This is a genomic window from Variovorax sp. OV084 (assembly GCF_900111625.1).
In the GTDB taxonomy this organism is placed as follows: Bacteria; Pseudomonadota; Gammaproteobacteria; order Burkholderiales; family Burkholderiaceae_C; genus Variovorax.
In genome coordinates this window covers 821,470-833,962 of the sequence record NZ_FOII01000001.1, presented here as the reverse complement: position 1 = coordinate 833,962, position 12,493 = coordinate 821,470, and the positions used below count along the sequence as shown (strand labels likewise).

Here is a 12,493-nt window from a genome sequence, read left to right as displayed (position 1 = left end):
TGTTCATGGCTTGGGCTCGCTTTCAGGGGGGCGGGGCGGCACAGGCGCGCTCTCGTCTTCGTAATAGGTGTAGATGCCGACCCTGATGCGCCCCTTTGCTCCGGCAGGAGCGCGGTCGACTGCCTGTGTCATTTCCTGCGTCAGCTCGTGGTGCAGGGCTGCCCAGCGTTCCCGCACGAGGCGCTGGATCTGCTCGCATTCCTGCAGCGTGAGCCCGCGCGCATACACCGCCCGCTCGAGCATTCTGGGCTCCTCGCCCAGAGTGTTGGAGACGGCCGCCAGCAGATGGTCGCGGCCGTTGTCGCCCAGGAAGGCGAGCATGGACTGGAGATCCTGCACCGGCACGAAGCCGTCGGCCGTGAGTTCGACCACTCCTGCGTCCTCGGTCACCATTTGCAGGCGCACCAGCTCGTCGAGGATGGTGCGATGGTGCACGTCGCCGCGGCTGCTCATTCGCGCCACGGTCTCGAAGGAAGGCGCGGCATTGCCTGCCGTGATGGGCAGGCGCCTGAAAGTGTCATCCTGGGTAAGCATCTGCAACCACAACGTGAAAGTCTTGGCTGCTGCCGACAGCTCGGTGTGGGGCAGGGGGTCGACGGTGGCCCGAATCTTGGCGGTCACTGCCTTGCGGTTCAGGCCGGTCGTGATGGACAACTGGCTCAGGTTGGGCTTGGGCACGCCCTGGTTGCGCCAGCTTCGCTGGGCCTCTTCGAGCAACAGGTCGCGCAGCAATTCCTCGAGGTGGGGGTGCTTGACCCCCATCGCGAGGGCGAGCCTTACCATCGGTCGCAGAATGCGAGCGCAGGCGGCGAGGGCCCAGTCCAGCCGGTGTTCCATGGAGGCGAGCGTTATTCCTGAAGGTGCGGTTCAAAAGAGAATCAGCGGCACGAGCCGCCGATCACGGCCCGCTATTGTCATGTGCAATAGTCACATGTGAAAGCTTTGGACCACTGTTTGCGGTTCGGCTTTACCCGGCGCAGGTTCCATCGGCCACACGCTTGACGCTGGTCCGGCCCGTGGCGCTGATGTTGACCAGGCGGGTCTGGCCGGCGCTGGGCGAGGCCCGGCAGATCGTGATGCTGGCCGGGCTGGCGCCGACGCCGGTGGCCTGGAAGGTGAGGGCGCTCGCCCCTCCTGTGTCGCGCAATTGGTAGCCGCCGGCCGCGGCCGGCTGCTGCAGCAGCACTTTTGTGCCGCTCACCACGATCCAGCCGGTTTCCCATTGGCCCGAAGTGCTGCAACTGGCACCGTCGGCCGAAACGCACAGGGTGACGGGAGCATTGCGCTTGATGGCTTCGCTGCGCGCAAGCTGGCCGCCGGCGACCAGTGCCGTGGCGTAGGAATTCAGCCGTGTCGACAGGCGTACGCCGTCGAACGAGGGCACGGCAATGGCGATCAGCACCACCAGCACGGTCAACGTGACCATGAGCTCGATCAGCGTGAAGCCGCCATGACGGCCCCGTGTGCTCTTGCTTTTGCGATTCACGGGCCGGCCTATTTCTGGATGAACCAGTAGACCCGCCCCTTGGGCTGCTTGAACGCCGACTTGGGGGTGGCGCCCTTGGGGCTCAGGAAGGAGTCGGGCCTGGCGCCGATCACCACGTCGCGAATGCTGCCGTCGTCCAGTTGAACCCGGCCCACCACGGGTGAAGGCGCCAGGCCGCCGCCCACCACGTTCTGGAAGCGCCCGTTGCTGTCCTGGGGCGCAGCGTTGGCATACGACACGTTGTAGACGTTGGCGGTGCCCAGGTCGGCGCGGCACGACTGCTGCACGCTTGGGTTGGTAGGCGTGTGCGTGTTGAAGGTGGTGATGCCGTAGGCCGTCACCGAGGCGGTCACCACCTGCTCGCCCGGAGCCAGGGCCAAGTACCAGCCCTTCTTGCTCGCCAGGTCGGTGGCGGTGGGGGTCGCCGTGGTGGTGATGGCCTGCAGGGAGGCATGGCACAGCACGGGGGTGCTGCTGCAATGATCCGATTCGGCGCTCAGCCAGGCGGTATCGGTGGGCTTGTCCACCAGCATGTAGAAGCGGTTGGCCACGCTGAGCGCGGCGCTGTAGTAGCGCAACGGCTTCTCGCGGTCGCCGGAGCCCAGCAGGATCACGTACACGCCGTTGTCCTGGACCACGTCCGGCCCGAACATGAACTTGCGGTTGGGCGTGCAGGTGCTCACCGTATCGCAGCCGAGCGAGGCGATCTTCGTCATGCTCCAGCTGCCCGGCGTCGCATCGCCGATGGTGATGCGGTAGACGTTGCCGCCCAGGTCGGCCGCGTAGGCGATCTGTGCCAGGCCAAGGCTGTCGCTGACGATGGTGACTTCGCCCGCCACCGCGCGGTCGGTGACGAAGCTGTTGAGCTGCGTGCCGGTGGCGGCGTCGAGCACGTAGATGCGGTTGCCCTTGGTGCCCGTGCCGCAAGCCTGGGCGGCCGAGTTGGTGTCGACGTCCTCGCATTTGTCGTAGCCGCCGCCGAACACCAGCATCGGGCTGTTGCCGGCGCCGTAGCCGGTCGACTTGACAACCTTGGGCGCCGACCAGGTCTGGCCGATGCCGCTCATGCCGGTGTCGCAGCCGGTGTCGTTGTCCTGGTTCGGGCAGCCCTTGCGCCACTTGAGGCTGGGCGCCGCGGGATCGGACACGTCGAAGGCGTAGATGTACCGGCCGCCGCGGCGCATGCTGGCGAACAGCCAGGCGGTGGTGGTGCCCTGCCGGTAGGCAGCTACTGCGCCGTCCATGCCGTAGGGCTTGGGCGCTACGCTGCCGGTGGTGACCAGCAGGCCGGGGAAATTGATGCGCGTGCTGTTGTCGTACAGCCGCTTGAGGCTGCCGTAGAACTCGGGCGGCACGAAAGACCACAGCTCGTCGCCCGCCGCAGTCGAGCCGATGGCCGTGCTGCGATTGCCGTTGACGGCACGCAGCACGCCGTCGTTACCGCCGTAGAAAACCACCACCTGGGGCACGGCATCGGTGCCGTAGTTGATGGCCACGGGGCGCGAGTGCACCACGTCGCCGTGCACCGAGGCGCGCATGCTGGTGGAGGTAAGAGGGTTGCCGCTGGCGTCGGTGCGTTCGTCGCCTTTGTTGTCGGCGCCGCGGACCCAGTTGATCAGGTTGGTGCGGTCGGTGGTGCTCGCCACGCCCAGGGCCGCCTGCGTGATGCTGCCGTTGCCGTCGGCGAAGCTGGTGAGCGCGGTGCACGAGCCGGGTGCGCAGGTCTTCATGTTGCGGTTGGCCACCGCGAGGCGGCGCAGCATGTAGCCCTGCGCGCCTTTCTCGACCACGTTGCCGTCCGGGCTGTCGGCCGCCTCCTTGCCGAGGCAGTCGCCGGAGGGGCGGAAGCTCCAGTAGGCGTCGGTGTCGCTCGGCACGGGTGTCCAGTAGCTGCGCGCGCAGGGCGCAACGAAGCCGGTCTGGTTGTTCACCGCGTTGGCGCCGGCGGCGTCTTGCAGGACGAGCTGGCTGCTGCTGTCCAGGCCCAGCTTGTATTGCTTGAGGTTGCCGTTCCAGCGCGGAAGCGCGTCCTGGTCAGGGCGGAACATGCCGACGAACACCTGGTTCAGGTAAGTGCCCTGCGTGTTCACGCTCACCGGCAGGCTCACCGAAGAAAACACGCTGTTGACCGACTGGATCTTGCTGAAGATGTCGTCGAGCGCAGCACCCAGCGAAGCGCCCAGGTCGGGATCGGACGAAATGTCGTAGTACTCCCCCTTGCTCTGGGTGGCCATGCTCTTGAGCAGTGCACTCCAGCCAGGGCCCTGGCCGCCAGTGGCCTTGGCAGCCTCGACCGTGTAGAGCTTGACGCCCATGCTGGTCTGCAGGAATCGCGCCCATTCGTCGGCGGTGTTGTCCTGCGAGCCGCTGGGGCTCAGCACGATGGGGGAGGTGCTGCCGCCCGCGGCGAGCAGGGCGTTCGTGGAGGTCTGGCTGTCGCTGGTGTTGTCTTGCGCGGCGCCGTTGCTGATGTAGATGACGTAGGTGCCCACGCAATTTTCGGTGCTGGGGCCCACGTAGGTGGTGCTGTTCACCGCGTTCAGCGCGTTGCGCGGCAGCGCGTACACGGCCTTCGACGCGGCGGTGCCGTAGACGCTGCCGCTGTAGTCGGCCTTCAGCTTGTTGTTTCCGGCAATCGGGGTGCCGCTGGCCAGGTAGCGGTAGACCTCGGCCATGGTCTTGCCGGCTTTGCCGCCGTTGGACTTGTCGTCGAGCTTGTCCAGGCTGCGGATGAGCGCGCCGTACTTGACTTTGGTGCCGTCGTCCAGCGTGCGCACTGCGGCGCGCACGTAGCCGCCATCGGAGTTGGAGTTGCCGCCGCCGGTCTCGGTGAACATCATCAGGCCGACCTTGAATTTGTTGGACGGCAGGCTTTCGAAAGCCTTGGCGAGCGCGGTGATCTCGGCCGTGAACGGCTGGTTCCAGTTGGCCGTGTTGTCCAGCACGAACAGCACATTGGGCGCCTGGGTGGCGGCCTGGTTGTAGCCCACGAAAAGGTCGATGTCCTCCGCTCGCGCCTGGCTCAAAGGCAAGGCCAGCAGGGCGGCGGCGCACAGCGGCGCGAAGAATTTCTTTGTCATCATGGTGTCGGCCCGGTCGTATTGCAGAGCGCTTCGAACTGCGCCTTGTTGAGCAGCGCCCGCACTCCCTGGCGCACGGCGGTGATGGGGGTGCCGGCGGCGTCGGTCACGGTGGTGCTGATGTCCCAGACCGAGTTGTATTGATCTGGCAGCGTGGACAGCCCCGAGCCGCTGCTGGAGGCCCCGCCGGTGATGCCGCTGGGCCCAGTCACCGTGCCGCCGCCGCTGTCAACGGCCTTGGTTGCGCGCACGCACACCGGCGGGGCAACCGCGACCGTGTAGTCGGTGGTGCCGTCGTTGTTGATGTCGACCAGGCTCGCGGTGGCCTGGGGCGGCGTCAGCGACGGAGTGCCGTCGGAGTCCGGCGCGAGCAGGCTGCTGGCGACTTCCTCGATGGCGCGGTTGGCCGCGGCAACGGCTTCGTTGCGAGTCTGCAGGTTGCCCACCGACTTGAGGTTGGAGCTGCTGAGGTTGAACGCCGCAGTGACCGTGAGGGTGATCAGCAGCAGCATGATCATCCCGATGAGCAACGCCGCGCCCTGCTGGCGGCGCATGGCTGGTGTATGGGTCATGGCGTCTCCCTCCGCCCGGTCACGTTGGTCAGCCGTACGGTGGTGGAAAACGCGTGGCGCTTGTAGTGATCGTTGAACGGGCCCAGCGTGGCGGAGCCAAGGTTGTAGGTGCGCGTGTCGGTGTGGCCCGGCGAGACCTCGCTGCTGCGTGCAAGCACGTAGAGCTTGACCGCCACCACGTTCACCAGTTGGTCGGCCGTGCAGGGCGCGGCGACGCTGCAGTGCACGAAGCTGCCGTCGGGGCTGCCGTCGCCGCGGTTGGAGGGAGTCAGCCTGACGGCCGGATCGGCCCAGTCGATGGCCGCGGCGTAGTTCACGGCGACACTGGTCTTGCCGATCGTGTCCAGCCCGAACTCCACCCTGAACCCCTCGACACCCTCGATCAGCGGCACCGGGGGCTGCTGTGCCAGGGCGCCGCTCACGAAGTCGAAGCGCGAGCGCGCCAGCGTGGGCACGCCGTCGCCCACGGTGTCGGCGTAGTCGCGCACGTAGTAGATGTCGGCAACGAGCTTGCGCTTGGGCGAAGGCGTTGTGCAGTCCTTCTTCAGCATGTTGCCGAAACCGGCGGTAGACAGGTCGAAAGACGAAGGCTTCTGCGTGCCGCACAGCGAAGACTGGAAGTACAGGTTGCCGGCGATGTCCGCCTCGCAATTGGGTGCGCCGGGCAGGCAGGTTTCGGCGTGCCGCACCACGAGGACGTCGGTGTTGGCCTTCTTGTTCTTGAGCAGGTCGGTGCAGCTGGCGGGCACGGTCTCGTAGCTCTGCACCGGCAGGTCGAGCAGCTCGCGCTTGTAGTCGTCGGTCCAGTTGACCAGGGAGTAGGGCAGGCAGGGGTCGGGCGGCGTGCCGGTGGGCACGTGCTCCGGCACGCCGTTGATCGTCAGGTCGTCGAACTGGGGCATGTAGTTTTCCCAGAACCCGGCGTGGGAGAGTTCGTTCTCCAGCACGAAGACGCTGAGCCGTCCGCTTTCGACCTGACGGTTCACGCGTTCCATTTCGCGCTGGGTGTTGCTCACGTTCAGGAACAGAGCGAGCAGGGCCGCCATCACGATGAGCATGATGGTGATCGCCACCATCAGCTCGATCAGCGTCAGCCCGCGTTGCCGGTTGCGCGACTGGGTCATGAAAGGGCTCCGATGCGCACGAGCGTGGTGACTGTCCTTCGGCACAGGTCGCCCACGCAGCGCGTGCCGGTGGTGTCGTAGAGGTCCTTGCCGCAGGACACGCCGTCGGGTGGGGCGCTTATGGGCACCAGGCCCTGCCAGGCGATGGTGACGAGGTATTCGTTGTTGCCCATGTCCTGCACGCAGCCGCGCCCGCCGATCACCGTGCCGAGCCTGCTGCTGCCCGAGGTTTCTGCGGCGCCCTGCAGCGCGTTGCACCACTCGGCGCTGTCCACCTGCTGGCGCGTGCCGGTGGCAGTGGGACACGTGTTGCCGCTGCCCAGCGGGGCGCTGGTGACGTAGCTCGAGGCCATCCGGCGATTGATCGCGATGCGACTGGCCATGTCGTTCAGCATGATCAGCGCCTGCGACCGCTGGTACGACTCCATCTCCGACGCCTGCAGGCGCGCTTGCAGGCCCACCAGGCCGAACAGCCCGAAGGCCACCACGACCAGGGCCACGAGTACTTCCAGCAGGCTGACGCCGCGCTGCGCGCTGATGTTGCTGCTTCTCACCATTTCTCTGGCGGCGTCTTCACGCCGTCGCTGTTGAGGGTGAGCGCGCCGTCGCCAGTCTGGCCGCCGATCGGCGTCAGGGTCAGGGTGTAACCGGGGACGCCGGTCGTCGACAGGACGATGTCGTAGCTGTAGTTGCTGTTGACTTCCGCCGGCAGCGCATAGCCGCTGGCGGTCAGCGCGGTCTTGTCGGCGTAGTTGCGGTTTGCGAGGAGGAACTGCTGCTGCCGGTTGGCGATGTCCATCATCTGCGCCTGCGCCGCCGACCGCTTGGATCGGACGATGTACTGCCGGTAGCTGGGTAACGCGATAGCCGCCAGGATGGCCACGATGGCCACCGTGATCATGAGTTCGATCAGCGTGAAGCCACCGGTTTTGCGCTTGTGCGAGGGCTCGTTCATCCGTGATCCGTAAGAAATGTGTCACATTGTTATAAATGTGAATTTATCACATTGAAGCCCGGCGCAAGCCTTTTTCTGGCCTTCGCGGCATGGACGCAACGCGCGGTGACCTGTGGTTCAGGGGAGCTTTGGTCGAGGCCGGAGCAGGCCAGAGAGCCTGCCAAGAACAGGACAAATGTCCCTTTCAGTTCCCGCGCGACGTGCGCAAACTGAAGCAATGGACCCGAACCCGACCAGAAATTTCGAAAGCTTGCGTGCCGCTCTGCATGTGCTTAGAGCGGACATCGGCCCGGGCGCAACCTTGACAAAGTTGTGCACTCAACGGCACGGAACAGGTGTGCTGATTCCGGACCCATTGACCGGAATCTGTCGAAGAGTCAGGAAGACATGCGACGCATATCTGGAATTCGAGCCGACTCAGCTGAAAGGCGCGGCGCGCCTGGTACGTGCGCCCGCGGAAACCGCGACTCGCTTCTTCTGGCCGGAAGTCCCCGGCTCGAGCGTTCTTTTCCCCGTGAACGGGTTCATTGCCGGCTTCCTTTCCAGCAATGAGTTCATCGTGGACGACCAGATCACGTACTCCATCTACTCGCTGAAGCCCGCAAATCCGGCGCCCATCGAGAAGATCGTGATCCGGTGCCGCTGTTGCCTGCAGCGGATGTGGGTCCGGCCAGGCCGGAATCTGGTGGTCATGTGCCCGTTCTGCGGAGTTGACACCGATCTGGATCCGTTCTGCTGAAGCCGCCAGGCATTGACGCACCTCTAATCTCTAGTTCAGGCTGGTGCCGCCGCCTGAGGCCCCAGGAAAAACTCGACCGCCCGCGCAACCACCCACGGCACGATGACATGGTCGCCGTCGAAGGGCTGCAGCGTCAGGTCGTGTCCGCTTTCCAGCAGCCGTCGCGCATGCGGGTGCGCGCTGGTCTCGATCGGCAACTGGCTGTCCGAGCGCCCGTGCGCCAGGAACACGCGCGGCTTCCCCGTCTGCGTGAACGCATTCATGAAGCCCGCCGACAGCCCGATCACGTGGCTCGCCACATCGCCGTTGGTCAGGCCGAGAGACAGGGCGTAGCTGCCGCCATCGGAGAAACCGGCGAACGCCAGGCGCGCGGGGTCGATGCGGAAATGCGCGGCCACCATCGACAACGCACCGTCGAGCCGCTCCAGGTCGGGGCCATGCCCGCCGACCACGATGTCCCACGTCGGGTACATCGACTGCGGGGCCAGCAGAAGAAAGCGCCGCGCACGCGCATGGGCCACGAGATGCGGCAGCACCCGGTTGGCCTCGCCGCCCGCGCCGTGGAACATCACCAGCAGCGGCAGCGGTGCATCGGCGGACAGCCCTTCGGGCACCACCAGCACCGCTTCTCGCCCTTCGGCGAACGAGAGGCCGTGGCGCCCGGGTGGCAGCGGGGCGGCCACGGGCGCAGCGCCCGGGCGGAAGCTCATGCGGCCGGTCAGCGCGCCGCCCAGCAGGCTGGCGTCGATCATTCGATCGCTCCCACCTGCGACGACATCTGCGACGAGGCACAGGCAATGCCGCGAAACACCGCGCACTGCGCGAAAGACTGCGCCGACAGCGGCAGCTCCTTGCGGCGGCAGTACTTGCTGGTGAGCTTGAGCAGTTCCTTGATGTCGCGGCCGCTGGCGCCGGCATATTCGACCACCAGCCTGTCGATCACCGTGCCCGAAAGCTCCACGCCCAGTTGGGTCGACAGCGTGGACCAGAGCCGGCGCGCGTCGTCGGGGCCCGGCGGCTGGTAGTCGATCACCGCGATGCAGCGCGACAGGATGGCCTCGTCGATGTCGCCGACCCGGTTGGTGGTCATGAACAGCAGGCCGCTGAAGTACTCCAGCGTGCGCAGGAACTCCGCCACGATGGCGTTGTGCTGCAGGTCGTTGTCGCGCCGGCGGATGTACACGTCGGCCTCGTCCAGCAACAGCACGCAGTCCCAGCGTGCGGCGCGCTGAAGGATCTTCGTCAGGCTGGCCTCCACCGAGTCGGCCGTCACGCCGAGCTGGCCCGAATGCACGCGGTACAGCGGCTTGCCGACCACTTCCGCATAGACCTCGGCGGTGAGGGTCTTGCCCAGGCCCGGCGCGCCCTTGCACAGGATGGTGGTGCCGCCCGACTTGCCGGGCACCACGTCTTCCACGAGGAAGCAGCGGTCGGCCGTCAGGATGTCGATCAGGTCGCGGTGCGCCTGCGGCAGCACCAGCCGCTCGCGCAGGCCGGGCTGGTACTTGTATTCCTGCACGTTCTGCGCATGCACCCAGATGTTGCGGTGCCAGTCGAGGTGGAACAGGTGCAAGTAGCAGTGCTGGGGAATGCGGTCGAAGCCGCTGTCGACACCGCTCTCGCGCCAGTAGTGCGGATCGGCGGCCAGGTCGAAGCGGCGCTGCAGCAGTTCCTCGTCATTCACGCAGCGCGCCACCGCGCCTTCGGGCAGCCGGTGGCACGCCATGCCTGCGCGGGGGCCTTCGCCTGCCGTCCAGGCGCTGCCGTCGATGGTGAACTGGGCACCGAACTGCGGCTGCAGCCTCGTGAAGCACGCCACCTGCTTGTCGTACTCGCGCTTGAACTCGGCGCACTCCTTGTGAAAGCCATGGTCGGCGAAGAGGCCGGCCAGCGTGCGGCCGGGCAGGTCTTCGGCGTAGAAGCTCAGGCCCCAGGTCATGCCCGCGAAACGCAACCGCGGTTCGGAGGGAGGCTCGCGGCCGGCAGCCTGCAGCGTGTTGGCCAGCAGGCCCACCAGCACGTAGGCCTCGCCGTCCGCCGGCTGCACAAGGCGCACTGCATGCACCAGCCAGGGCAGCAGTACGCCATCCTTTCCGCGCTGGTAGAGCCAGCCATCGATCAGGTCCCGCGCGAGCCACTCGGTCAACGCCGGGACCATCGACTCCAGGCTGGAGATGGGCTTAGCGGGCGGTTCGCCGTTGAGGTTGTCCAGCGCGAGCAGCTGGAACACCAGGTCGCGTGAGCCGGCAGCCAGGCCCAGCTGGAAGAGCAGGTTGAGCGAGTGGCCGTCGAAATGGCAACTGGACACGACGCGCACACCGCTGCCGGCGCCAAGCCCACCCAGTTGAAGGCCAAGCGGCGTTTGCGCGCCGACCTGACCCTGCAGCGCAGCGGCCAGCATCTCCGGTATCTCGAGTTCCACGGTGTCTCCTCGTGTCGCCTTCGATGCTAGCCACGAGGTAGGGCCTGGCGCTTGACCTGGGTCAAGACCGGCGGCAGGACGCTAGGAGTCGTTCACCTGCGCCAGCAGCCATTGCCTGAAGACCTGCAGCGACTGCATCTGCGCCGACTCTTCCGGATACACGAGGTAGTAGCCCTTGGCATAGCGCCATTTGCGGCGCGACAGCCGCCGCAGGCGCCCCGACGCCACCGACTCGTCGCTCATGTAGGGCGGCAGCAGCGCCACGCCCATGCCGGCCAGCGAGGCGTTGAGGGCCATCGACATGATGTCGTAGCGCGGCCCTTCGCGTCCTGCCTCGCCCACGATGCCTTCGCGTGCGAACCATTCGTCCCACGCGCCGGGCAGGGTCTGGTGGTGGATCAGCGCCGAGCGCGGCGTGTTCGCATCGACCGCCTTGCCGTGCTCGGCGATCCAGGCCGGTGCCGCGTAGGGCGAGAGGTCCAGCGGCAGCACGAACTCGCTGTGCAGGCCCTGCCGCTGGCCGTCGCCGAACTCCAGCGACGCATCGACCGGCGTGGCGCTGAAGTCCACCGGCCCCACGCGCGTGCCCAGGTTGAGCGTGATCTCGCCATGGTCGCGCGTGAACCCGGGCAGGCGCGGAATCAGCCAGTAGCTGCCGACCGAGGCGCCAACCGACAGCGACAGCTCGCCGCCCCGGCCCTTGAGCGCCATCACATTGGCGGTGGCGCGCTCCAGCCGCTGCAGCAGCGGCCCGACTTCGCCCAGGTAGTAGCGGCCCGCGTCCGTCAGGGCCAGGGCCTCGCGCCGGCGAGTGAAGAGCTTTACGCCGAGCCGGTCTTCCAGTGTCTGCACCTGCCGGCTCACCGCACCCTGCGTGAGGCGGAGCTCCTGCGCGGCAGCGGTGAAGGAGCGCAGCCGCGCGCTGGCCTCCAGGCACATCAGGGACATCGTCGAAGGAGCGCGAACGTGATGGTTCATGAGAAAAGAGCAAGTCTGGTGCATGCACCCGATGAAGCTGCCTATACGCACCGGCCTCGTGCATGAGGAAAGCTCATGCTAAACCCAGGAAACATGGCTTGTCCAACCCGGTTCGCGGGCAGATCATCCGCCCACCGATCCTTCATTGCCGGAGTTCTCTGCCATGCGTCCACGTGCCTTGCTGTGTACTCTCGTCCTCGCCGCGCTGGCGGCGGTTTCGATGCCGGGCCTCGCGGCCTATCCCGACAAGCCGATTCGCCTGATCGTGCCCTCGGCCCCGGGCGGCGCACCCGACGCGCTGATGCGCGCACTGGGCGCGCAACTGTCGCAGCAGATGGGCGTGCCCATCGTGGTCGACAACAAGCCCGGCGGCTCCTACACGATCGGCACCATGGACCTGGTGCATTCCGCGCCCGACGGCTACACGCTGGCCTACGGCAACATCGTCTCGCTGGCCACCAACCGCTCGCTGCTGCCCAACGTGCCGTACGACGTCGAGAAAGACCTGACGCTGGTCGCCAACACGCTGCGCCTGTCCAACCTGCTGATCGTCAACAACGAACTGCCGGTCAAGAGCGTGCCCGAGCTGATTGCCTACGCGAAGAAGAACCCCGGCAAGCTGGCCTTCGCGTCTGACGGCAACGGCACCACCGCGCACCTGGGCGTCGAGCTCTTCAAGGCCATGACCGGCACCGACATGCTGCACGTGCCTTACAAGGCCGCAACGGCGGCCATCACCGACCTGATCGGCGGCGGCGTGCAGCTCATGATGGTCAACACGCCGGTCTCCGGCCCGCAGGCCCAGGCGGGCAAGGTGAGGGCGCTGGGCATCTCGTCGCGCCAGCGCTCGCCCACCTATCCGAACATTCCCACCATCGCCGAGGCCGGCGTGCCGGGCTTCGAGGTGGAAGCCTGGGGCGGCATCATCGGGCCGGCCCGCATGCCCAAGGACGTGGTGGCGCGCCTCAATGCCGAGATCCGCACCGCGCTGGCCAACCCGGCATTGCGCGAGCGCTTCAGGCTGCTGGGCGCCGAGACCGATTTCGCCACGTCGGAGCAGTTCCTCGAGCTGTCGCGCCGCGAGACGCTCAAGTGGGCCAAGATCATCAAGGACTCGGGCGCGAAGATCGACTGAAG

The 12,493-nt window shown here is 66.7% G+C and carries 12 protein-coding genes; 2 read left to right on the top strand and 10 right to left on the bottom strand.

Annotated features, from left to right (window positions below; translation table 11 throughout):
* Positions 1-3: 3 nt before the first annotated feature.
* The 7 genes from BMW87_RS04100 to BMW87_RS04070 all read right to left on the bottom strand — a co-directional run bounded on the left by BMW87_RS04100 (position 4) and on the right by BMW87_RS04070 (position 7,217).
* On the bottom strand, positions 4-837 hold the full coding sequence (locus tag BMW87_RS04100; RefSeq protein WP_093074367.1) for a DUF6502 family protein: 834 nt from the start codon (positions 835-837) through the stop codon (positions 4-6).
* Positions 838-967: 130 nt separating this feature from the next.
* Positions 968-1,486, bottom strand: coding sequence for a GspH/FimT family pseudopilin (locus tag BMW87_RS04095; protein WP_256216647.1), 519 nt, complete (start codon positions 1,484-1,486; stop codon positions 968-970).
* An 8-nt stretch (positions 1,487-1,494) separates the two neighbouring features.
* Positions 1,495-4,569: a pilus assembly protein gene (locus BMW87_RS04090; protein WP_256216646.1), complete on the bottom strand. Its 3,075-nt coding sequence runs from the start codon at positions 4,567-4,569 to the stop codon at positions 1,495-1,497.
* On the bottom strand, positions 4,566-5,138 hold the full coding sequence (locus BMW87_RS04085; RefSeq protein WP_093074365.1) for a hypothetical protein: 573 nt from the start codon (positions 5,136-5,138) through the stop codon (positions 4,566-4,568). The genes BMW87_RS04090 and BMW87_RS04085 overlap by 4 nt, the downstream gene beginning before the upstream one ends.
* Entirely contained in the window at positions 5,135-6,262 is a 1,128-nt protein-coding gene (locus tag BMW87_RS04080; protein ID WP_093074363.1) for a PilW family protein, read from the bottom strand. The genes BMW87_RS04085 and BMW87_RS04080 overlap by 4 nt, the downstream gene beginning before the upstream one ends.
* On the bottom strand, positions 6,259-6,819 hold the full coding sequence (locus tag BMW87_RS04075; protein WP_093074361.1) for a type IV pilus modification PilV family protein: 561 nt from the start codon (positions 6,817-6,819) through the stop codon (positions 6,259-6,261). Before BMW87_RS04075 ends, BMW87_RS04080 begins: the two co-directional genes overlap by 4 nt.
* A complete protein-coding gene (locus tag BMW87_RS04070; RefSeq protein ID WP_093074359.1) occupies positions 6,813-7,217 on the bottom strand; it encodes a type IV pilin protein in 405 nt (134 codons plus the stop codon). Before BMW87_RS04070 ends, BMW87_RS04075 begins: the two co-directional genes overlap by 7 nt.
* A gap of 217 nt (positions 7,218-7,434) precedes the next feature.
* Between BMW87_RS04070 and BMW87_RS04065 the strand changes: the two genes are divergently transcribed.
* Complete coding sequence (locus BMW87_RS04065) at positions 7,435-7,956, top strand: hypothetical protein (protein WP_177192717.1); 522 nt, start codon at positions 7,435-7,437, stop codon at positions 7,954-7,956.
* A 35-nt stretch (positions 7,957-7,991) separates the two neighbouring features.
* Here the strand turns inward: BMW87_RS04065 and BMW87_RS04060 are convergent, their stop codons facing one another.
* The 3 genes from BMW87_RS04060 to BMW87_RS04050 form a co-directional block, all read right to left on the bottom strand.
* On the bottom strand, positions 7,992-8,708 hold the full coding sequence (locus BMW87_RS04060; protein ID WP_093074356.1) for an alpha/beta hydrolase: 717 nt from the start codon (positions 8,706-8,708) through the stop codon (positions 7,992-7,994).
* On the bottom strand, positions 8,705-10,378 hold the full coding sequence (locus BMW87_RS04055) for an ATP-binding protein (protein WP_093074354.1): 1,674 nt from the start codon (positions 10,376-10,378) through the stop codon (positions 8,705-8,707). Before BMW87_RS04055 ends, BMW87_RS04060 begins: the two co-directional genes overlap by 4 nt.
* A gap of 81 nt (positions 10,379-10,459) precedes the next feature.
* Entirely contained in the window at positions 10,460-11,356 is an 897-nt protein-coding gene (locus tag BMW87_RS04050; RefSeq protein ID WP_256216644.1) for a LysR substrate-binding domain-containing protein, read from the bottom strand.
* A 163-nt stretch (positions 11,357-11,519) separates the two neighbouring features.
* On the opposite strand from BMW87_RS04050, the gene BMW87_RS04045 reads away from it, so the two are divergent.
* The gene (locus BMW87_RS04045; protein WP_093074350.1) at positions 11,520-12,491 is read left to right on the top strand and encodes a Bug family tripartite tricarboxylate transporter substrate binding protein; all 972 of its coding nucleotides are present in this window, start codon (positions 11,520-11,522) and stop codon (positions 12,489-12,491) included.
* The last annotated feature ends 2 nt before the right edge of the window (positions 12,492-12,493 follow it).